Below are 18,781 nucleotides of genomic sequence, written 5' to 3' on the forward strand. Positions count from 1 at the left end.
TTACGAATATTTCCTGAACAGATCAACAAAATCAGTGTTCCTATCCATCTACCGGCGTCGCCGTGCCTGAATCCATCCATAAGCGACGCTGGTGGAAACCGAGAAATTCGATAGAACCGACAGATAGACAGTGGTATTCGATGCGACACTCAGGCGCGCGGTGCCGGTCGGCAGGACCGTTGCCGTTCCGGCGTTAATCGAGGCGCCAGAGAATCCGGCAGCCGCAGCAGGACTGGAATAAACCGGCTGCGTAGCCGATACAGTGTTCACCCAGCCAGCGACAAGCTGTGTGGTCGTCGAGCCTGCTGGTTGCACCACCACCTGCCCCCATACATCCCAATCGCCAGGCGTCAGCGTAATCGTGGTGATGTTTGTAATAGTTCCGCTGGTAAGCGCGACTGCTGAACCCACAGGAACGCTCGACGGAATCACTTCGCCAATACTTCCCGCATTCGCATTGTTGTTCGTCGTGGTGCCGACGATGCCGGCTGTCTGCGAAGGGGTGAATGCTCCGCTCGAAGCGAGTGTCGTGAAATTGCCCGCATTCGCAGCCGTACCGCCAATCGCGGGCGGCGACGCGAGATAATTGCTGAAGCCGGTTCCGCTGACCGTACTGCTTGCCGCGAGTGTCGTGAACGAGCCAGTGTTGCCGCTGATTGGGCTGTTCGTGATGCCGTCCGTCATGGTGACGACACCGGTGGAGTTCGAGACAGAGATCGGGGTGTCTGCCAGAGTACCGGACACATATCGATTCAGGCCCCACACTCCACTATTGCTATTGCCACGCAACGACCAGACCATCGTCCCATTTGACTGGTATCGAACATCTCCGTAATTGATGCCGCTGGTGTCATTCAGAATGAACAGCGGAGTGCTCATGGAAACGGTTTGACTGCCCGTGAACGTATTCGCAGATGTCAGCGCAATTCCCGACGCGCAGGTAAAGCCCGAACCGGAAGTCCAGCGCAATGCGTTGTTTGAGCCGCTACAGCTCGGCATTGCGACGGCGGTCGGCGAAGCGCTCGATGCGGTAGCATTCGCGAGAACGGTGTTGGCAGCCTGTGCAGGCAGGTTACCCAGTCCAACCGTGCCGGTGAACGTGCCGAGCACGGTCAGGTTGTTGTAGGTGGGCGACGGATAGCTTTGCCCGAACGCGATCGACGAGAGCAGCAGGAGCGGAAGAAGGATCAGTTTTTTCATGATTGGGCCAGGGTTCCACCGTTGTTCCACAGGACACCGGCCTGCGCCGGCAATGTCGTTGGCAGGCTGTTAAACCATGCGAGCATCGCCGCGGCGAACTGCGGCCCGCCGCCGTTGGCTAGCTGGTTGAGCGCCACGTTCAACTGGTTGGCCATGCTGATGAAGCCCGCGTTGATCTGCTCGGGCGGCACATCCGTCCCGGCAGCCAGTACCTGAGGCGGAATGATGCGAAAAGCGTCAGCCATCGAGCGCCTCCAGTCGTTGCCGGGCATCCGGATAGATCAGGCTTGATGTCTGCGGAAATCGCCGCAGGAACATACGCAGCCCCGCACCATGCCCTCGCGCCACCGCATACGCGTCAGCGGCGAATTCCTGCCGGACGCATTGCTCACATACCCACTGCGGCCGGATCAGGATCTGCAGAGAAAATACCCACCACAGCCGGTACCACTGATGTCGGTAATGCAGATGTCCCTGCTCGTGCGCGAGCACGGCGGATTTCTCCGCATCGGTGAGCCGCGCGAAAAATGCGCCGGTCTGGATCGTTCCCCATGGTGTGCAACGCGCAACGAACCGTTTCATCGCGCATCTCCCATCGGCGAGGCAATCTGATCCTGGTGAATCATGCCGGCGGGGCCCTGCGGACGCGGAAGACCGGGTTGCGCCCCGGGGCGGGGCGTACCCGCAACACCCGGCGCCGCGCCACCACCCGGCACGCCGGGCTGCCCCTGGGGCTTGGGCATCGACGCCTGAAGCTTGGCCTGCATGGCCTGCTGGTGCTGCTGGATATGCGCGCGGAACAGACCGGCCGGATCTCCTGTCATCTGTGCGGCGGCGAGGTGCGACTGGATATGCCGGCGGTCATCGTCGGCCTGATGCACTTCAGCGGCGAGACCGTTGTGCATCATCAGGTTCTCGTCGTCCGGATCCACATGGAACAGATTGCGTTCGTCGATCAGGATGCGCGGCGCGACTTCGGGGCCGAACACCTGCTCGACGAGATTTTCGAGAATCGGCCCGATATTGAGCCGCCGACCGTCGAGCTGCTGCGGAGGGATCCCCCGCAGCACGTTCATCGTGGCGATCATCTGCTGCATGCGCTGCATATTCTGCTGGTAGGACGTGCCGCACCACCGGAAGAAGTAGCGCTCACCGAACGCCTGCGGGGGAATCACCTGCAGGTTGGCCCGCGCACCGACCTCTCCCAGTACTTCGACCGTGAGATCTTCGGTGCGGAACTGCCGATCAAGCTCGAACATCCATTCGAGCAGCGGATTAAGCATCACATCTTCGTACCGCTTGGCGTTATCGATGATGTTCGATTCCTGCGCGGCGGTGAGCGCGGCCATCTGTGCCTGGTTCTTCCGCCCGGTCGGGGCCTTGCCGAGCATGGCGTCGTTGACGTCCATCGACTCGTTGATTTCCTGCTTGATGGCCTGACAGAGCATCACCGCGTCCTTGTAGATCGCGGGGAAATTGGCGAATTTCGTCTTGTTCGGATCCGTGAGCCACACTGCTGCGAGACCCATCACCATCGACTGGTAGTTCGGCGTCGAGAGCGGGTCGACCATCGTAATCGGCAGAAGGCTGTACTGCGCCGAGTCCTGACCCATGTTCCAGTAGTCGTTCAGATTCCACTGCAGGAATTTGACCGGCTCGACCTTTGAGATCCCGAACGCGGAGCCCTGAATGCGCTCGATCGGCGCGGACAGCACCGGGCGTTTGCCCGACCAGAACGGATTGCGGATGATGCCCAGAATCTCGTCCTGTCCAGCGAAATAGACGAAACATGGCTCCCTGCCGTTGCCCAGGTCGAGGTCCGTGTGTACTTCGAAGATCAGCGCATATTTGTACGTGCCCTCGGTACGGATACCGGCATCGCCCGTGCGCTTTTTCGTCGATACATACTTTTCACGGCCCGAACCGGGCTGCGCCATCCGCTCAAGAATATCTTTGGCTGTATGCCCGATGAACACCCCTTCGTCGACGAACTTCTGAATCGCATCCGACGACAGGCGCAGCTTGATAGCCGTTGCCGTGGCTTTCTGGATGTCGTTGCAGGTGGGCGGATAGACGGCAAAATCCTCGGTGGCGAACGGCACGATATCCGGCCCTTCGACCGTTACGTCCTTCGTTTCCTTTTCCCATTCCCAGTCTTCATCATCCGCACTGATGTCCTGTACCTCAACACCGAGTTCGGCGTCCTCAAGGATCGGCGGCTTGCGGATCAGCTCGGTAACCTTGCGATAGGTCTTCGTCCAGTCGATGTACAGGTTCCACTGCCCGGTCACGTCACCGGCAATCAGGTCGGCGCGCACGGCATCCTTGACGCCGGCCGAGCGGATGTAATGCTCAAGCAGGCTGATCTGCGCGAACGGCATGTTGCCGTCCGGCCCCGTCGCGCCTACGTGCTTGTGATTGACGGGAAAGAGCTGCGCGAGCGTGCGCTTCATGCGCGCGTTGATCGCGTTGCGCACTGCCGGGATATAACACTGGCTGTTGCCGGAATATTGCTGGTTCTCGTCGGGCTGCGCGTTGTAGATCGACCAGTATTCCTCGATCCTGTCGATCTGCTCCTGCTTGTTTTCGAAGCATTTTACGATCTTCGGATACAGCTTCGCGGCCTCGGTGTATGCGTCGGAATCAGGCCGATCGGCCCAGTTTTCCACTTCGTCACCGGTCCTCTCAGCGTCGATGGCCCGCGCGTCAAGTATTTCAACGGCAGGCTTTTCTTCCTTCTTTTCCCTTTTCTTCGCGCGGGCCATGAGTGCTCAGCCGATCACCTTGCCCTCAAGACGCTTGCGCGCCGAAGTGCCTGTGTTTCGGTCTTTCGGCGTACGCCGCGGCTTGTCGTCCACGTTCGACTTGTACGGGTTCTTTCCGAAGAACTCATTGACGTCGCGCGACTCCGATCGCGTGCCCTGAAACTCACGGCGCTTTTTCATCACAGGCCCCGCTTGCCCATCTTCTCGCGCATCGGGCCGCCCTTGAGGCGTTCGCCGACCTTCTCGGGCTTGCCGTACGCGCCGCCCTGCTGCTTGCCCTGGTAGAACCCGGTCGGCTTCTGCGAGGGGGCCTTCGGTGTGATTTTCCGGTCGACTGCCATGTTCATCTCCTGGGGAGCGTAGTCAGGTAGGTCATGCCCTGAGGATTGACGCCCGTCCCCACACCTTCGGGAAGCACATCAGTCCGCTGCGAGCAGATCACATACACGGCCGACTCCAGACCTTCCATCAAGGTCCGGTGCGGGCCAGCCTCGGGCAGGCTATCTTTATTTCCTGAGCGATTCACCGGGAAGTTGTAGCCGCCGGCCAGTGCGTTGAGCGTGTGGCGAGCCGCGGAGTCGACGAGCAGAAGACGCCGCCCTTTCGATTCCGTGCGGATCATCGGAGAAAGCGAGCCGCGCGCGACATTCGCGTAGCCGCCGCGCATGGGCGTTAGTGCGGCCGCACGCAGCGCCGGCACTATCGGCATGCGATCCGCCTGGTCGTGAACGTCCGCCGGCAACCATGCAGTTATCCGCACGCGCGGGAACGCGGCGCGCGTGAGTTGCGTGATGTCGGGCACCGCCTGCGCTGGCGGCACCGGAGAAATCCAGTCGGCCACCACCACCATGCGCTCTCCCTCGATCGAGATGAGCGCGGCGGTCGTATCGTTTCCGCTCGCATTGAACGCGAGCGCCATCGCGTGCTGCTGGGTCGGTTCGTACCCGTCGACAAGATTCCACTGACCGAACTCCTCGTACACCGGCACTCCAGCAAACACGCGCTGAAAATAAGCCAGCGCGTTGAGGATGTCGCGCTTTCCCGACGGAAAATTGAGAATCTCGGCCACGAGTTTGGGATGCGCGCCGCGGCCGCCAACGAGCACAATATCGCCAGCCTGAAAGAACGGCTGCATGCCCATGATGAACTGCACCTTGTCGCGGTCCTGCGGCGCAGACAGGGGTTTGAGTGCGAGCGATACCCCACGCCGGAGCATTTCGGCGCGCATGGGCTGAAGTAGCCATTCGTCGAGCGAATTTTTTTCAATTGCCACCGCGGCGTCGCCGTAGCGCGCGGACGTATCGAATACGTCTTCGATGATCTGGTCCGGCTTCCAGTACTCGCCCGCCGACGCATGAACCAGAATCTTCGTGCCCAGCCGACTCACCACAACCCGGCCGGTTCGATCGCTTTTCTTCACATCGACCGTGCGCGCGGGATCGGTGATCACGGTCTTCGGCAACCACTGCGCCGGGTCCACGGCGCATTCCCGGATCACATCGTCGTCGAATGGCTTGTCCTGCGAGCCGATCGCTTCAAGCATGTATTCCTGCAGAAACCCGCGCAACTGCCCCGCCCGTTCCGCCTCGTCCCGCTTCCTGCGAATCCATTCCATCGGATATCGTTCCGGCCACGTGGCGATCGTTTCCGGATCATCGATATCACCGTTGCAGATCGGATACCGGCGAGATGTCCAGTCCGGATTCTCACGGCACCGCGTAATCATGCAATCCTCGGCGAGCGGCGTCCCCGTAATCCGGATCTTGCCCTTCACCTTGTCCATGGCCGGCATCAACTCTAGATAGAGCTTTTTCATCGAAGCATCAACTGAAGCCTTGTCTTTCACACGCTCCTTGTTCTCGATGTCGTCGAGATATGCCCGGTCCGGCCTCAGGTCATGCCATTTGAACCCGCGCAACTCTTCTTCCCATCCATGCGCTTCAAGCAGCACACCATTGGCAAGCTCCATCTGGTTCTCGTTCCACACCCGCCCCGACTCCTTCAGCCGTCCGAACAGGCTCTGCAACTTCATGTTGCGCGTCGCCTCGAACTTGATCGCCTCCAGTCGCTGACACGCCTTCGTGTACGTCTCACCGATGACAATGCAATAGCCGAAGTTCCCAAAGCACGCCTCAAGCAGCAGAAATTCCTCGGAGAGCGTCGACTTCCCACCCTCCCGGAACATCTCGATCAGCACAAACTCATCCTGCGATCGCCACAGGTCCATAATCTCGACGTGACACACGGGCGATTCCTGCGGATGTCTGTGCGGAAACATCATCGCCGCACCCAGTGCGCGATCGTCCGAAATCGTCCTGAGCAGAGCCCCGTTGGTCAATGCCATGCCATCCTCCGTTGCGGAGGATCATCGGTGTTTTTCCTGTGCGCGGATTGGTGAGAGGGTGTCGTACATTTATCCACCCCGTCCGGGAGGGGCCTGGGTGGTCCCCGAGTTCAGTCGCCTCTACCGGATCGGCAATTACACCGGAATCCTTGACTGGCGGGGCTCCGATCCCTCATACACGACATTACACTTATAATGTCGGGCAAATTATGAGGTGAGCTTCACTTGAGGTTCAGGCCATCCCGAGGCGGCTCGATGGTCTGCAAACGGGTGTTTTTCAGACGTCGTCAACACCTGAAACCGCCACCTTTCTGCCCTTCTCCCGTTCTGGCGCGGTCTTCGTTAGAGCCTTTTCTCGCGTGCGCGCGCGTGCGAACGAGCTACGTCGGTTGGATTGTTCACTGGCGTGGCGTACATTGCGCAAGCGACCGGTCTGGTTGCTTTCCACACAATGGGGGTACTCAATGGACTACGAGACAAAACTTGTGCAAGCGCGGCTGGATGCGATTGAAGCCGTCCTGCTGAATCTTGTTGGGCTGGACGGCGAGACGCTTGCAATAGTCCGCACAATGCTGTCGCGGGAGCACGCGATAGCACGAGACAGACAGAACGCCCGTGATGAACCTCGCCTGCAAACATCGGTTCAATTCCAGATGCGGCCGGCACGGGATACCGGTGCGGAAGCGGCTCGGACCGACGCTTACGAACGCCTTTGTCGAAAGTTCGGGGCGGAGTTGTCGGACTGACCTGAACGCGATCAATGCACCTGAGCGAAACCGATGAACGGGTTGCGGTTGGCCGCGGCCCATTCATCGCGATCGGCAAAGCCGCCAAGTTCCGCGAGGTGATCGGCCATTTCTTCGAGCGTGGGCGGTTGCTGAAACTCGACGTAGCACCACGGCTGTTCGAGGTGTGGCGAGATGATGGCGTAAAGCATGGTCGTCTCCGGTACGTGCGGGACCTTCTGCTGAGGGCGTGAGATTCCCACCCGCTAAAAAAAGCGGTTTTCTATGGTCGCGGCGGGTATATCCGGGTTCGTCGACCTGCTGCGCCTTTGTGCGTTCAGCCATTCCGGTCGGTCGTGGCGGGGCTTCTCCGCCATTCACCCACGTTTATCGAGCTGGCGCGACACCAGTTATTCGGGCCTGGGCTAATGGGCCCCCGTAGCACGGTTTTTTCCTATTCCGCATCCGTGTATTAGCGGTCACATGCTATTCAAACTCTCTTTGCGCTGTGCCTCTCCGGATGGCGTCTGATCGCTTCTGCCAGTCTCTCGTCTGCCCTCTTCACGCACGCGTCACACCACAACGGCTCGCGCCGCCGCACCATGTCGATCGTGGAGATCTGCCATTCGCGACGGCAGTACGGGCAGATGACTGAATCTGGCTTCATCGAAAAAAGAGCCCGGACGCACCGGGCCAATCACACACTCTGGAGGAGACAACGCGATCACTCTACGAATATTTCCTGCTATCCGGCGTGACGTCTGATCATCGCGTTCATGATGTCGCACAGATCCTGAGGGGTTGGTGGTGGCGGTCGACGAGAAGTCCTGACCTCAGGCAATGGCTTGCTCGTGCGCACGTAAGAACGCCCCCGGGGTCCAGCGGCCGCACCATAGCGTTTCGCAGCCGCGTTGCCGCGTTGCACGTAACCCTCCTGTTCAAGGAGCTTCAGGCACTTGCACGCGCAACTGATCGTGACCGATGCGCGAGCCGCCAGCTTGCTCTGGCTCATAGGCCCCGCGGCCTGCATGATCTGGCATATGAGACGACTGCTTGATCCCTCACGGTAAAGTTCTGTCTGGTTTGGCATGTCAGGCCCCCGATAGCCACGACGAGAAAACGCTTTCGAGATCGCTTTTCGCGACCAGTGCAGGACTGCTGGTCACGCCAAAGCGATTGCGTCTCGACCGCGCCGCCGCCAGTTCAGCAGCATGAGAGCGAGGCACGATGCGCGGCAACGGCTTCTCTGTACGAAACCAGAGCCGCGGATAGCCCTCCCGTCGCACGAAACCTGCGCTCTCAAGCATGCGCAGGCGCAGAGCGATAAGCGCGCTGATCACTTTGGGGGTGAAATCGCGCAAACCCATACCCAGCAAGGAAAGACCGCGCTGATAGACAATCTCCGCGATCGTCATCCCCGGCTGCACTTCGAGTAGTGCACAGATCGCGCGTTGAGGCGATGCTTCACGTTCGATCTGCTTCATACTCAGACCCGCGCGCCCGTAGCTATCAACGCATGCCGTAGTTCCTGAATCGTCCCTGCAAGCGTCTCGGCAAGGTAGGTCGCACGATACGATTCGTCGCATTCGCCGGTCCGCTCCCGGATGTCGGCCGGCGTATCCATGACGCGCAGGCAACGCTCGTACGGCACACGAAACACGCGCCAACCGACCTGTTTCAGCCAATGGTCGGCGCGCAGTTCGTAGGACGAGATACCGTCTGATTCGACACCGCACTGAAGAGCGACCTTTGCCTCGGGATTGCCGAAGCTGACAACGAAGTCTCCGACGGGTAGCCGCGGCCAGAGGGGTAGGCCATTAGAACGGATGTCCTGCCACGCGCCGAATTCGGGTTCCGTCAGCACCCGCAACCAGTCGGCGATCTCGTACGGCACGAACCCGTGCCAACCATCGATACCAGCCGCCACCCGGTGCTCGAACGTGCGGTAGTTCCGCTGGATAGCGTCCGACTGCTGCTGTGGCGACAGCTCACCCGAGACGTGTTCGAACGGCAACTTACCCGCTACGTCGAAACGCTTCAGCAGATGATCGCGAATGTCCGACACCTGAACGATGCCGCTGTGTCCGGTCTTGTTGTAGTTCATGCAATCTGCTCCCGAGTGACGTTGCTGAACGTCAGGTAGACGAATGGCCGGCGCGCGGTACTAATGCCGTATTGCTGCGCGTCGTGGTTGAAAAACAGCGGAATGGAGCGTCGCTGGGTCTCCCCATTACGCTGCTTGTGCAACGTGAGAAATCCATCAGGCGTTTCGTCATCGGGCAGCGCTTCGTCCTTCTGCGCAGACCACACCGCGAAGACGTTGTCGGCGGCGTCGGTGATCACGCTGGCCCCAGAGACGTCCTGCTTGCCGGGCGTCTTCTTTTCGTCCTGCCCCTTGCGCGGATGCGCAACCAGATGCACGTGCGTACCGTTCGCGCGCGCCCAGTTGGCGAGCTTGCGCATCGCTTCTTTCTGCGACGTAATCGCGCCGGGGCCGTCGGACTGGACATCGGTCATCATCAGGCTGTCGATCACGCAGTGACGGATGCCATAGCGCTTGAACGCGTAAGTAAAGACCGCGATCAGGCGGTCGATCGATGCAGTGCCATTGAGGTTGAAAAGCCACATGCGGTCACGCAGCCATTCAGCCATGTAATCGAGGTACGCGGGTGACGGCCGGTCGAGGCCTCCGAGCTGCTTCGAAATTCGCTCGCCCTGGCGCTCGGGCGTCAACTCGCCGGAGAACACGACTGCGCGCTCGCCCTGGTTCATGAGACCGATCAGTACCTGGTTGAGAAGCAACGACTTTCCGTGCCCGTTGTAGCCGGTCCAGACCGTTACCTCGCCCCCTCGAAACTCGAACCAGAGTTGCGATACACCGCACAGCGTAAGGAACGGTTCATGAAAGCCCTCTTCCGCCGGATAGAACAGTGCCTTCACGCCCGACCAGAAGTCAGAGATAGGGCGCAGTTCGTCGGGATCAAAGCCGCGGGCTGCTACGCAACACCGCTTGAAGTCGTCGACGCTCGCACCACCAAGCAGGTATTCATTCGCGTCCTTCGACTCGCCGAAAATCACGAAGCGGCAGCGCTCGTTCCCCAACCGGTTTGCTACCTCGCGGGCACCCTTACGGCCGGCATCGTCGTTGTCAAAGCACAGCAGGATCTCGCTGAAGCGCTCAAGTCGCTCCCAGTCGTTGTCGATCCACTGGTGATTGCCTGCACCTGCATTGACCGACAGAGCGGGGATGCCGACCTGATGCAGTGTCATCGCGTCGATCTCTCCCTCTGCGATCGCAGCCACGCGGCACGAAGGCGGGATCAGATCCCAGCCGAGCAGGCATGGCTCGGCGCCGGCTTCCTGCCGCATGTCCTTCTTGTCCGCGATGTTGCGGTACTTCACGTTGATCAGCTCAGCGCCGCGGTGATACGGAAAAACGATGTAGGTATCCTTGCCGCGCGTCTGCTCGGCCACCTTGAACGCCTTGATCGTCTCGGCCGTGATCCCACGACCGGCGAACCATGCACCGAGAATATCGGTGGGCCAGGTCGCTTTCGGTTTGCCCGGCCGTTGATAGGCCGGCGCCTGACGCTTCGGCATCTCGTCGCGCACCCCGAGGAACTGCTTCGCGTCCCGCATGGCTTCAGCCACCGACAGGGCGCGGCACGCGCGCCAGAGATCCAGCAGATCGCCCGACTCGCCACCGTCGAAGTCCTTCCAAACTCCGCGTTTGGCACCCGACAGGCACACCGACATGCTGCGACCTTTCTCGCCGGCAACACTGCCGACCTTCCATTCCTTGCCCGACTTGCGACCATTCGGAAGCAGATGCTCGACGATCTTCTGTGCATTGTCTGCCATCAGGGCGGATAGTTCTCGCGCGTTCATGCGGTCTCCGCGGGCCAGGGTTCGACATTTGCACCGGGAAGTCGACGCGTCGGACGACCATCACGCCAGAGGACCGAATTGCGCTCAGTGCAGCCCGCGCTCATCGCGTCCCACTCGTTGCGGAAACCCGCGGCCGTCCACCAGTTGTCAGCCAGCTCAGCGGACTGGAAGAGCCCTTCTCGCGGCTGACCGCTCTTCACGTGCTCTGCGAAATGGCGATCGGGACCAAAGAACGTCGACGCCTGCCGCACGTACCGTGTACCGACATTGCCGGACTTTTGCATCGCGATCGCGTAGGCTTTGGTGGCTGACACGAGCATGTCTGGATCAACGCCTTCACGAATCCGTGCGTTCCACGCCTTCAACGCTGCCTGCTTCGAATTACCACCTTCACGCTTCGGATACAGCTTCCACGCTTCCTCGAATTTCGGATCGCTCAAGAGAGAAGGTTTACTTCCTGGTTTAACTTCCTGTTTTGTAGTGCTGTCAGCACCTACCCCTCCCTGCTGTGAGCACCCACCCTCAGTGCTGTCAGCACCTACCCCTCCCTGCTGTGAGCACCCACCCTCAGTGCTGTCAGCACCTACCCCCTGGGTGCTGTCTGCACCCACTACCCCTACGGATGACCCCACCCTCAGCGTGTACTGATTCGGCAGGTTGACCCCGTTATTCGCCTGTCGGCGGATTTCGACGAGACCTTTTTCGGCAAGTTCGGAAATCGCGCGCTTCACCGAGTCCCTGCTCATACCGCACTCTTTCGCGAGCCGCTCGTGCGATGGGTCGCAGCGTCCTGTGTGCTGGTTCGTGCAGTTCGCCAGCATCAGCAGCACCAGTTTTTGCAGGGCTGGTAGTTCCTGTTCAACGGCCCACGTCATAGCCTGGAAGCTCATCGCATGGACTCCTGCAGCGCCAATTCCATGAGCAATCGCTGATCGGTGCTGCGCGCGCGGATCTCGCTGTACATCGAGTGTTTGCAGACACGTTGCCAGAGCGGCGTTGCCGCGGAGGATTCCATCAGTACGCCGATGGCGCTGATGCGCAGTTCGCGCTCGAAATCGGCACACGCCTGGCCACAAAGGTCGGGGGCATGTTCTTCGATGAGGTTGATCGACCAAATGCGGAGATCGGGACAAGCAATCCACCGCTTCCGGCGAACGGATCTAAAATCGTGGCAAGGAGGGGAAGCGACAACGACATCCGATTCGTATTTCATATCTGCCATCCTTGCCCACAGTCCACTAAGGATTCCTAATTTACAAATAAAAAGCCCAGCATTTTCTGGGGAGTGCCGATGGTCAGTCGGATCGGTTTGCCGCAGGGTTCGGCTCGCCTCACTCCCCACAAAAAGCGGGGCATCCCTGTTTTTTATCGAGGACCAGTCGACGTCGCTACAAAGTTTGAAGCCTTTTAAATTTTTTTTCACGGACTACGTTGCGAAAATCGCGTCGTAGCCGCTACTCCACATCTCAGATCCACCATCTATCGCCCGGCAGCGAAAGGTCCAATCAACCGCAGGGACAAGGCTTCCGACGCCCAACCTGACGCCTTGGGGTTCGATCCCGACGTCAATTTGCGCTTCTTCCAGCACGAGACGCCGGTGCCGTGCAGGATCTTCATGATGTCGCTCGATGCCTTGACGCTGTCGAGGATCATGGGATTGTTCAGGACCAGTTCGGCGATCAAGGAAATGACCTTAGTCCCGATGGTCGGCGTCAGCATCGGTCAGCAGTCTGATCTTCAGCCCGCTCGGCGCTATAGCCCAACGGGTCAGCAAGATAGCGATGAATTTCTTGGTTCTTGTAGACCGTGCACTTTTCGGACAGCCGAATGGGAGCCGGCGCCTTGCCCGCTATCGTCAATTTGCGCCATGTTTCGCGTCCGACTGGCAAGAAGGGCGCGATTTGAGCCCACTTAGAAAGGCCAATGTTCGGCAGGGTTGCAGGCACGTGCTCTTGCGGTGCCGCAGTCTTCATAGGGCTCGTTTTCATGATCGTCTCGCGTTGGCGAACGGTTCCAAATCGCGTTGCGCCGGATGGTCACAAACACCCATTTGGAGTTATAGTGCCTCCAATTCGAAGGCATGCAGCCAAGTATAGAGCGCCTCCAATTTGGAGGCAACTCTATTTTTGAAGGCGATTTAGGGACACAACGATGGCAACTCAGGACGATTACATTAAGACTGCGCTGCGGCTGCCGAGACACCTACACGCGGACATATCAGTTTCCGCAGAGAATGCTGGCAGATCGATGAACGCAGAGATCATCGATAGACTAAGTAAAGTGTCGGATACTGCGACCTTGTATCGAGCATTTGAGCAGCTTACCGAGTCGATGAAAGGTGACAAGATAGGGGCCGCGATGCTCATGCAATGGGTGCTTCAACAATTTGGAAGGACGGTCGACATACTTGATGAAACTGTCAGCGCGATACAAGATCAGAAATCATCTGATCTTGATTTGACGGCACTACACCGCGAGGCCGAATCGATGAGGAAGGCGTTTGAGCACTTCACCGAAATAAACCAGGAAGAACTCAAGCGATACGGACGACCACAATCCATAATTTGAAACACACTGCTTGATAGTGAACCGCGCCAACAGGGTAAGGGAGCCCTGCTTTCGCCCCGTCGGGCTAGGCGTGGTTGCAAACGATTATGGCCGATAATCTGGATCGACCGAGCAAAGCGATTATGCGCCGAGCACGTGCGGTCGGATTATCCGAGTTCCTTCACGGCCCGTACCGCCATCAGCAGATGGTATGCAAGCCTATCGAGTATGGCGTCTCGAGCCTCAGGCGTAGGCGTGCGTTGCGCCTCCTGCTGCGCCTTCAGTTCACGCTGGCGACGTTCCCACCGCTCTCGCTTGAGCACCGGAACGCTGCGCGGGGTCGACCCATGACGGCGGGCATTCAGCACGGGCGGCCGGTCAAACGCCGGATGCGTCAGAATCTTTTCGTCATTCATGGCGCGCCCCCCGGTCCGTGGAAACGCCTCTCGGCTTGCGCGACGTAGGAATGAGGGTAGGGACAAGCGCCTTGAACGCCTGAAACGCCTTGTCGTCCCGAGCTTTCACCCACGCTCTCCACCGTCTGTCGCGCTCTTCGATACCCTCAGCTGTCATGCTGTAGGCCATTTCCCTGAGTTCCCTGGCTTTCGACTTCAGCGCGCGCTCATCACAGCCCAGACTATTGTTCCACCAACGAGTCAATTCGAAGTTGTCACACTCAAGCCATCCGCGAGGCGGGCCGTCGAAATCGTCGGGACGAACGCGACGGAGTTCGAATCTGAATTCACCCTCTGTCCATCCAAGTCTGGCGATGCCTTGGGGAAACACGACGCCATCTGGAATCAACCCTTCGCTTTCAAGCAACGCGCGCGTGCCAACGAATACGGTGCGCCCGTATTGCGGTTCGAATTGAATTTTCAGTTCGGCTTTCGTTTGCTCAGAACGAGCAGCGGAATCAGGCTTGCTCATGGCCAGCCTCCGCTTTGGACGCGTTCAGCTTTTCTGTATCGGTACGCTGCAGCAGGACATAGAGCGCGGCATTCAAGCAAACAATCGCTTGCTCGACTTTATCCCTGAGTTCTTGAACTTCGTTGGTCTGCCCGGACTGGGCCTGATGGATTTTCGACATGATGCATCCTTTGTGAACGTAAAGCCCGCAGCCCTATCGCCAAATAGGGTGGGCAGGCGGATAGCAAGGTTGGCGAACCGGACACAAAGGAACCCGGCATACCCGAAGGTATCCCTACCACCGCCCGCCCGTTGATTGGACGCACGCGTAGTATACAGACGAAAAAATACCGCCATGCGGCGGTCGTCGTCCGCCTTTGTGAAATCAGGTCGCCAAACCCGATCGCTGTTGTCTCAGCGATGTAGCCACGATAATCCCGAACCCTGGAGCATGTCAAGAGAAGCAGTTAAACTCGCGCACGCAACGCGATTCGCCCGCCCCTTATTCCAGAACAGGTAGCGCATGGCCCAACGTCACGACGCGTCTTTCTTCGATCGGCTGATCTCGCCGATGCTTAAGCACCTCCGGTATATCGCAAAGCTCACGCAGGGTGAGCACTCCGTCGATGACCTGAAAAGTGAAGCGTGGATCATCGCGGAAGAAGTAAAAGCGGAACGTGGCGAAACGATTGAGCCCGATGACGCGGAGTTGCAGGAGACCATCGTCGAGCGACTGCACAAGTTGTTTGGCCGCTTCGTGAACCGCGCAATGCGCTTCGCGACACGCCTTGATCAGGATGAGCGCGACGACGACGGAGACTTCCGGGAAAACGCCATCTCCGCTCGTCTATCGGCACCCCAAGCCTACGAACCCGAGGTCGCGCTGCAACTTGAGGAAGAGGCTACCGAGGTCGCTGCTGTCATCCGCGCCCGCTTCTCCGAAGCAGTCGCCTACTACCACATGTTCGACCAGTTCGACGGCGACAGCTCCGCATTGGCGAGCCACTTCGCGATCACGAAAAAAACGTTGCGCACCAGGCTCAGACGAGTCGAGAAGGATGCGCTGACTCAGCCTTCGGTCTTCGATAGCGTTGCGTCGATTCCATCTGATTTCATGAGCCGCCGCGGTGCGTGGCATCGGCAACCATCGCTCCACCAGTTCCGACGCATATGCGGGTCTGCGCAGCCAGCACAACTGCACCTGTTCCTCAAGTTCGGAAGGGTATTCGGGCCGATAACGAAGCGTTACGCCGGACGCTCTTCGCTCGCGCAATTCAAGGGATAGCGCGGCCGCGAACCTGTTCGCGAACGTCGTTTGACACGGAAGCCGGCAGCACAGCGCCGGCGTTATTGTGAAATCCGATTCGCGAGACGTGGCCGGACCGTCGAATCCGCAAACGTAGCATTCTCATTGACATAGTACGAGTGTCCCACCTTTGCGGGCGGCGGATAAATCTTTCCAACCTTGATCCAGCGCCTCGCCATGCGGATTTTCGGCGGTGGATCGAACTCCTTTTCGAGTCACTTATCGAGACGAATCTTCATCACGGACCTACGATCCGTGCGAGTTGCTGTTCCACCCAGTCTTCGACGGGCTGCGCGCCTGGCCGAGGAGTGCCTTGGATTTGAAGCAGAATGCGCGTCGGCAGGTCGTGAAGCGTGGGCGGCGCATGATGATTGGCAACGTTTGCATAGCCTTGGAGAGTCGGAACTACGGCTCCCATACGAAATGCGTTTCCGTTCTGACCAAGATGTTGCGCGACTGCATCGATGATCGCCTTTTGAGACCGTGCGATGCCAACCAGAAGTTCTGCCAACTGCTCGTTGGTAACAGGCATGTTTCCTCCTTAAAGGGACAGTCACTGCTCTGTGGTTCAACCACGCCGACGATGACCTCACTTCTCGTGATACGCCGTCGGCATGGGAAAACCTGCTTGAGCGGAACACTACTACAGGAGGCGCTATGCCGGACAAATTCGATGACCTGCGCGCCAGAGTCCAGTGTCTCAAGCGCGACGCGGATGCCCTCGCTCAAGAGATCGAGCAATTCGCTGGAGTGCCACGCGGCGGGCGCAGCGCTCTCACCGAGGCAGAACTTCTACGAATCGTTGAGCGTGCCATCGATATTTACGAGGCGCAGTCTCCGCGACCTCCGCACGTGACGATCAAGGAAGCAGCCAAGACGCTCGGCTTGAGTCGCCAGACCGTGAGCAAGATGCTGCACGCCGGCCAGTTCAAGCACAACAAGTGCGGCCTTATCCCGATCGAGCAGATCGATGCGGCACTGGCCTCTCGTGCGAGCGACGCATAGGCCGCGGCAGCAGACCGAGACCGGTTTTCAGGCATAGAATGATGAGCGAGGCCCCGGAGGTTTAAACCACTACGCCCAGGCAGCGTACGAGGAACCTTACTTAAACGGTGGCCTCCCCGATTTCAGCAGCCTTCCCGTCGGCCCGCCGTGAGCGGGTTTCCCCACATTCAAATATCGATGATCAGTCTCGGCGGTTCAGTGTTCCATCGCTCACGCCACTGCGGCCGGGCCTAGTTCTATCCTTCCCCGATCGTTTGTCAGAACTTGGCGTTGTCGCCGGGCACTTACCCGGCTCGCCACGTTCAATGAAAGATAAACTGCGTAGATCAAACCATCGCTTACAGCACCATCGCGTCGCCAAACAGAGTCGATGACCAGACGCCATTATTGCGTCGCACACGTACGGCGCCAAAACCGTTGTTTACCGGCGTCAGATTGGAACACATGGCATCTAGGCGTTTTTCAATGTCTCGGTCCAGCAATGCCCTTCGGCTAGCGCCTGAACTAATAAACGACGTTCCGGACACGGCGCGAATGCGAGATCGATCAGCATCCTTCGGAAGCTTAACGCTACCGTTTATGAAAGGCGTAAGCACGCTGGTCGGCGCCGACCGCAGCATAACATCCCAGATGCCTTGGTATTCTGCAGTGATGGATCCATGATGTGCCACCTTGTATACCGATGCGGGTCTCCGGGCTCGCCCAAATTTTGACTCGACGATCCCATGCCAACCGGCAAGTCCATGGTGTTCCAAGTCCGAACCCAACAGGATGGCGTCGTCGCCGAGATCGACGTGAACAACCACCGATTCCATATTTGGCTGTAAATCCGGCGCATGGTTAATCGGCCGATCGTCTGCGCCACCATCATGGCTAGGTACATAAGATAGGAAATGTTCAAGCGTCTTCGCTTGCCCTTCCGTCGTCGGCGAAAGCGCGGCCACCATCACGGCTTTCCCGTTGATCTGCTGCTCCAAAATCAGTGTGCGATGGGTCGCAGGAACCACGGCACTGCTTAACCTGTCCACAGAGTCATATAGCTCTCGGGTGCCCCGACTCAATCCGGACGTGTGCCTTCCCGAGTAAGCGGCCAGGAAAGCCATAGCCTCTCGGTCATTGAAGACCCCGGAAATAAACAGTTCCGCATTTGAACACGCGTCAAGCAATGCAGAAAGGCCACGGACATGGTCGTCGTGCCAGTGCGACGCAACCACTGCAAGAACCCGAGCGGGATCAACGCCAATTCGTTGCAGATATTCGAGTGACGCCGGCGCCCTCGTTGCTGGATTTCGACACGAGTCAACTAGCAACCATTGGTTGTCGCCCAAATGCACAGCAATCGCTTCGCCATAGCCAGGTCCAAAAACCACGACCTCCGGCTCATCATGAGCCGGTCCCGACGTGTATTGCATATTGTTATTCGTCTAAAAGTGGCCGTGTTTGGAGCTTGGAATAGAGCCGAGCAGCGTCATCTTTGAGGCGGTCGATCTGTGTACGCGTCCATGTCGGCATACGTCGAAAGCGGAGTTCTTCCGTGTTACGTATCGTCCCACCGCGCCGCTCCCTATAAAGCGATAAATAAAATACCGCACCGGGAGCTACTAAATCCAAGTCTTGCGGATTTACCCAAGCAAAACTGATGTCCGCTGCATGATCTGAAACATCGCGAGTCTTGGAAGTGAGTGTCACGAACATCACTTCGGACGATCGGTCCACCGAGCGCACGGTACCTTCGAATATTTCAATAGGCGCGGTATAAGCGGCGACTTGCGCTAGCGTTTTCTTCGTCCGTGTCGATGCTTGCCCGGAGGTTAGAGATTTCGTGCGGTTCGGTTTTGCGGGAATTTCAGTTGTGGGCGATCGGGAGATCGCTGCGGTACCGTTATTCGCACCGCCTGCGCTCAATAAGGCATCGCTTCGTTCTGAAAGTTGACGAACGACTTCAGCCACGTTTTCAAATGCCTCTGAAGCGGATTTCACCGCTGACGATGTGCCGGAAGTGCTAGCGATACTGCTTTGGGTAGCCGCGACCAACTCTCCGCGCAGCGCATTCAGATAGGTAGCCGGAGCTGCAAGTGCCTGTGTGTTAGCCATC

General features: G+C 58.7%; 25 protein-coding genes and 1 pseudogene. 4 read left to right on the forward strand and 22 right to left on the reverse strand.

What is annotated here, in order from left to right; translation table 11 throughout:
• Positions 1-48 precede the first annotated feature (48 nt).
• From QM685_RS29795 to QM685_RS29825, 7 genes are all read right to left on the reverse strand, one after another.
• Positions 49-1,200 (reverse strand): hypothetical protein, encoded by a 1,152-nt coding sequence (locus tag QM685_RS29795; protein WP_415122191.1) that lies wholly within the window; start codon positions 1,198-1,200, stop codon positions 49-51.
• Positions 1,197-1,445, reverse strand: a complete 249-nt coding sequence (locus tag QM685_RS29800) for a hypothetical protein (protein ID WP_415122193.1) — start codon at positions 1,443-1,445, stop codon at positions 1,197-1,199. The genes QM685_RS29795 and QM685_RS29800 overlap by 4 nt, the downstream gene beginning before the upstream one ends.
• On the reverse strand, positions 1,438-1,782 hold the full coding sequence (locus QM685_RS29805) for a M48 family metalloprotease (protein WP_415122195.1): 345 nt from the start codon (positions 1,780-1,782) through the stop codon (positions 1,438-1,440). The genes QM685_RS29800 and QM685_RS29805 overlap by 8 nt, the downstream gene beginning before the upstream one ends.
• Entirely contained in the window at positions 1,779-3,581 is a 1,803-nt protein-coding gene (locus QM685_RS29810) for a hypothetical protein (RefSeq protein WP_415122197.1), read from the reverse strand. Before QM685_RS29810 ends, QM685_RS29805 begins: the two co-directional genes overlap by 4 nt.
• 390 nt (positions 3,582-3,971) lie before the next feature.
• On the reverse strand, positions 3,972-4,145 hold the full coding sequence (locus QM685_RS29815; protein ID WP_415122199.1) for a hypothetical protein: 174 nt from the start codon (positions 4,143-4,145) through the stop codon (positions 3,972-3,974).
• Positions 4,145-4,306 (reverse strand): hypothetical protein, encoded by a 162-nt coding sequence (locus tag QM685_RS29820; RefSeq protein WP_415122201.1) that lies wholly within the window; start codon positions 4,304-4,306, stop codon positions 4,145-4,147. The genes QM685_RS29815 and QM685_RS29820 overlap by 1 nt, the downstream gene beginning before the upstream one ends.
• Positions 4,307-4,308: 2 nt before the next feature.
• A complete protein-coding gene (locus QM685_RS29825; protein WP_415122203.1) occupies positions 4,309-6,309 on the reverse strand; it encodes a hypothetical protein in 2,001 nt (666 codons plus the stop codon).
• Between the two features lie 464 nt (positions 6,310-6,773).
• Here QM685_RS29825 and QM685_RS29830 point away from each other — a divergent pair, with 464 nt between their 5' ends.
• The gene (locus QM685_RS29830) at positions 6,774-7,055 is read left to right on the forward strand and encodes a hypothetical protein (RefSeq protein ID WP_415122205.1); all 282 of its coding nucleotides are present in this window, start codon (positions 6,774-6,776) and stop codon (positions 7,053-7,055) included.
• 11 nt (positions 7,056-7,066) lie between these two features.
• Here QM685_RS29830 and QM685_RS29835 read toward each other — a convergent pair whose 3' ends face one another.
• The 8 genes from QM685_RS29835 to QM685_RS29870 form a co-directional block, all read right to left on the reverse strand.
• Positions 7,067-7,246, reverse strand: a complete 180-nt coding sequence (locus tag QM685_RS29835) for a beta-lactoglobulin I (protein ID WP_415122207.1) — start codon at positions 7,244-7,246, stop codon at positions 7,067-7,069.
• Between the two features lie 879 nt (positions 7,247-8,125).
• The gene (locus tag QM685_RS29840) at positions 8,126-8,518 is read right to left on the reverse strand and encodes a hypothetical protein (protein WP_415122209.1); all 393 of its coding nucleotides are present in this window, start codon (positions 8,516-8,518) and stop codon (positions 8,126-8,128) included.
• Positions 8,519-8,520: 2 nt separating this feature from the next.
• Positions 8,521-9,138 (reverse strand): hypothetical protein, encoded by a 618-nt coding sequence (locus QM685_RS29845; protein WP_415122211.1) that lies wholly within the window; start codon positions 9,136-9,138, stop codon positions 8,521-8,523.
• Positions 9,135-10,922: a toprim domain-containing protein gene (locus QM685_RS29850; RefSeq protein ID WP_415122213.1), complete on the reverse strand. Its 1,788-nt coding sequence runs from the start codon at positions 10,920-10,922 to the stop codon at positions 9,135-9,137. The genes QM685_RS29845 and QM685_RS29850 overlap by 4 nt, the downstream gene beginning before the upstream one ends.
• Complete coding sequence (locus QM685_RS29855) at positions 10,919-11,812, reverse strand: helix-turn-helix domain-containing protein (protein WP_415122215.1); 894 nt, start codon at positions 11,810-11,812, stop codon at positions 10,919-10,921. The genes QM685_RS29850 and QM685_RS29855 overlap by 4 nt, the downstream gene beginning before the upstream one ends.
• Entirely contained in the window at positions 11,809-12,135 is a 327-nt protein-coding gene (locus tag QM685_RS29860) for a hypothetical protein (RefSeq protein WP_415122217.1), read from the reverse strand. Before QM685_RS29860 ends, QM685_RS29855 begins: the two co-directional genes overlap by 4 nt.
• Positions 12,136-12,401: 266 nt before the next feature.
• Complete coding sequence (locus QM685_RS29865) at positions 12,402-12,641, reverse strand: hypothetical protein (protein WP_415122219.1); 240 nt, start codon at positions 12,639-12,641, stop codon at positions 12,402-12,404.
• Positions 12,635-12,910: a helix-turn-helix transcriptional regulator gene (locus QM685_RS29870; RefSeq protein WP_415122221.1), complete on the reverse strand. Its 276-nt coding sequence runs from the start codon at positions 12,908-12,910 to the stop codon at positions 12,635-12,637. The genes QM685_RS29865 and QM685_RS29870 overlap by 7 nt, the downstream gene beginning before the upstream one ends.
• A 163-nt stretch (positions 12,911-13,073) precedes the next feature.
• Between QM685_RS29870 and QM685_RS29875 the strand changes: the two genes are divergently transcribed.
• The gene (locus QM685_RS29875; RefSeq protein WP_415122223.1) at positions 13,074-13,490 is read left to right on the forward strand and encodes an Arc family DNA-binding protein; all 417 of its coding nucleotides are present in this window, start codon (positions 13,074-13,076) and stop codon (positions 13,488-13,490) included.
• Between the two features lie 146 nt (positions 13,491-13,636).
• On the opposite strand, the gene QM685_RS29880 is transcribed toward QM685_RS29875, so the two are convergent.
• From QM685_RS29880 to QM685_RS29890, 3 genes are read right to left on the reverse strand one after another with little or no spacing between them, the layout of a single operon-like run.
• On the reverse strand, positions 13,637-13,885 hold the full coding sequence (locus tag QM685_RS29880) for a hypothetical protein (RefSeq protein WP_415122225.1): 249 nt from the start codon (positions 13,883-13,885) through the stop codon (positions 13,637-13,639).
• Positions 13,878-14,396, reverse strand: coding sequence for a hypothetical protein (locus tag QM685_RS29885; RefSeq protein ID WP_415122227.1), 519 nt, complete (start codon positions 14,394-14,396; stop codon positions 13,878-13,880). The genes QM685_RS29880 and QM685_RS29885 overlap by 8 nt, the downstream gene beginning before the upstream one ends.
• Positions 14,383-14,556: a hypothetical protein gene (locus QM685_RS29890; RefSeq protein WP_415122229.1), complete on the reverse strand. Its 174-nt coding sequence runs from the start codon at positions 14,554-14,556 to the stop codon at positions 14,383-14,385. The genes QM685_RS29885 and QM685_RS29890 overlap by 14 nt, the downstream gene beginning before the upstream one ends.
• Positions 14,557-14,898: 342 nt before the next feature.
• Between QM685_RS29890 and QM685_RS29895 the strand changes: the two genes are divergently transcribed.
• The gene (locus QM685_RS29895) at positions 14,899-15,660 is read left to right on the forward strand and encodes a hypothetical protein (protein ID WP_415122231.1); all 762 of its coding nucleotides are present in this window, start codon (positions 14,899-14,901) and stop codon (positions 15,658-15,660) included.
• A 62-nt stretch (positions 15,661-15,722) separates the two neighbouring features.
• Here QM685_RS29895 and QM685_RS29900 read toward each other — a convergent pair.
• Positions 15,723-15,875: pseudogene (locus QM685_RS29900) on the reverse strand (excisionase); the annotation flags it as partial.
• A gap of 44 nt (positions 15,876-15,919) precedes the next feature.
• Positions 15,920-16,213 carry a hypothetical protein gene (locus QM685_RS29905; RefSeq protein WP_415122233.1) on the reverse strand — a complete coding sequence of 98 codons (294 nt, stop codon included), beginning with the start codon at positions 16,211-16,213 and terminating at the stop codon, positions 15,920-15,922.
• Positions 16,214-16,338: 125 nt separating this feature from the next.
• Here QM685_RS29905 and QM685_RS29910 point away from each other — a divergent pair, with 125 nt between their 5' ends.
• Positions 16,339-16,686, forward strand: a complete 348-nt coding sequence (locus QM685_RS29910; RefSeq protein WP_415122235.1) for a helix-turn-helix domain-containing protein — start codon at positions 16,339-16,341, stop codon at positions 16,684-16,686.
• 338 nt (positions 16,687-17,024) lie between these two features.
• Here the strand turns inward: QM685_RS29910 and QM685_RS29915 are convergent, their stop codons facing one another.
• Positions 17,025-18,098 (reverse strand): MBL fold metallo-hydrolase, encoded by a 1,074-nt coding sequence (locus tag QM685_RS29915; RefSeq protein WP_415122237.1) that lies wholly within the window; start codon positions 18,096-18,098, stop codon positions 17,025-17,027.
• Between the two features lie 4 nt (positions 18,099-18,102).
• Positions 18,103-18,780, reverse strand: a complete 678-nt coding sequence (locus QM685_RS29920) for a hypothetical protein (RefSeq protein ID WP_415122239.1) — start codon at positions 18,778-18,780, stop codon at positions 18,103-18,105.
• Between the last annotated feature and the right edge of the window lies 1 nt (position 18,781).

Origin of the sequence: Paraburkholderia sp., from assembly GCF_047605525.1 — a bacterium.
In the GTDB taxonomy this organism is placed as follows: Bacteria; Pseudomonadota; Gammaproteobacteria; order Burkholderiales; family Burkholderiaceae; genus Paraburkholderia.

Bases quoted from the DNA above. Each gene is read 5' to 3' on its own strand.
- QM685_RS29880 (WP_415122225.1), bottom strand. From the start codon at position 13,885: ATGAATGACGAAAAGATTCTGACGCATCCGGCGTTTGACCGGCCGCCC.
- QM685_RS29805 (WP_415122195.1), bottom strand. From the start codon at position 1,782: ATGAAACGGTTCGTTGCGCGTTGCACACCATGGGGAACGATCCAGACC.
- QM685_RS29810 (WP_415122197.1), bottom strand. From the start codon at position 3,581: ATGCCGTTCGCGCAGATCAGCCTGCTTGAGCATTACATCCGCTCGGCC.
- QM685_RS29920 (WP_415122239.1), bottom strand. From the start codon at position 18,780: ATGGCTAACACACAGGCACTTGCAGCTCCGGCTACCTATCTGAATGCG.
- QM685_RS29860 (WP_415122217.1), bottom strand. From the start codon at position 12,135: ATGAAATACGAATCGGATGTCGTTGTCGCTTCCCCTCCTTGCCACGAT.
- QM685_RS29850 (WP_415122213.1), bottom strand. From the start codon at position 10,922: ATGAACGCGCGAGAACTATCCGCCCTGATGGCAGACAATGCACAGAAG.
- QM685_RS29825 (WP_415122203.1), bottom strand. From the start codon at position 6,309: ATGGCATTGACCAACGGGGCTCTGCTCAGGACGATTTCGGACGATCGC.
- QM685_RS29865 (WP_415122219.1), bottom strand. From the start codon at position 12,641: ATGCTGACGCCGACCATCGGGACTAAGGTCATTTCCTTGATCGCCGAA.
- QM685_RS29885 (WP_415122227.1), bottom strand. From the start codon at position 14,396: ATGAGCAAGCCTGATTCCGCTGCTCGTTCTGAGCAAACGAAAGCCGAA.
- QM685_RS29870 (WP_415122221.1), bottom strand. From the start codon at position 12,910: ATGAAAACGAGCCCTATGAAGACTGCGGCACCGCAAGAGCACGTGCCT.
- QM685_RS29835 (WP_415122207.1), bottom strand. From the start codon at position 7,246: ATGCTTTACGCCATCATCTCGCCACACCTCGAACAGCCGTGGTGCTAC.
- QM685_RS29905 (WP_415122233.1), bottom strand. From the start codon at position 16,213: ATGCCTGTTACCAACGAGCAGTTGGCAGAACTTCTGGTTGGCATCGCA.
- QM685_RS29795 (WP_415122191.1), bottom strand. From the start codon at position 1,200: ATGAAAAAACTGATCCTTCTTCCGCTCCTGCTGCTCTCGTCGATCGCG.
- QM685_RS29915 (WP_415122237.1), bottom strand. From the start codon at position 18,098: ATGCAATACACGTCGGGACCGGCTCATGATGAGCCGGAGGTCGTGGTT.
- QM685_RS29815 (WP_415122199.1), bottom strand. From the start codon at position 4,145: ATGAAAAAGCGCCGTGAGTTTCAGGGCACGCGATCGGAGTCGCGCGAC.
- QM685_RS29890 (WP_415122229.1), bottom strand. From the start codon at position 14,556: ATGTCGAAAATCCATCAGGCCCAGTCCGGGCAGACCAACGAAGTTCAA.
- QM685_RS29820 (WP_415122201.1), bottom strand. From the start codon at position 4,306: ATGGCAGTCGACCGGAAAATCACACCGAAGGCCCCCTCGCAGAAGCCG.
- QM685_RS29800 (WP_415122193.1), bottom strand. From the start codon at position 1,445: ATGGCTGACGCTTTTCGCATCATTCCGCCTCAGGTACTGGCTGCCGGG.
- QM685_RS29910 (WP_415122235.1), top strand. From the start codon at position 16,339: ATGCCGGACAAATTCGATGACCTGCGCGCCAGAGTCCAGTGTCTCAAG.
- QM685_RS29895 (WP_415122231.1), top strand. From the start codon at position 14,899: ATGGCCCAACGTCACGACGCGTCTTTCTTCGATCGGCTGATCTCGCCG.
- QM685_RS29845 (WP_415122211.1), bottom strand. From the start codon at position 9,138: ATGAACTACAACAAGACCGGACACAGCGGCATCGTTCAGGTGTCGGAC.
- QM685_RS29875 (WP_415122223.1), top strand. From the start codon at position 13,074: ATGGCAACTCAGGACGATTACATTAAGACTGCGCTGCGGCTGCCGAGA.
- QM685_RS29830 (WP_415122205.1), top strand. From the start codon at position 6,774: ATGGACTACGAGACAAAACTTGTGCAAGCGCGGCTGGATGCGATTGAA.
- QM685_RS29855 (WP_415122215.1), bottom strand. From the start codon at position 11,812: ATGAGCTTCCAGGCTATGACGTGGGCCGTTGAACAGGAACTACCAGCC.
- QM685_RS29840 (WP_415122209.1), bottom strand. From the start codon at position 8,518: ATGAAGCAGATCGAACGTGAAGCATCGCCTCAACGCGCGATCTGTGCA.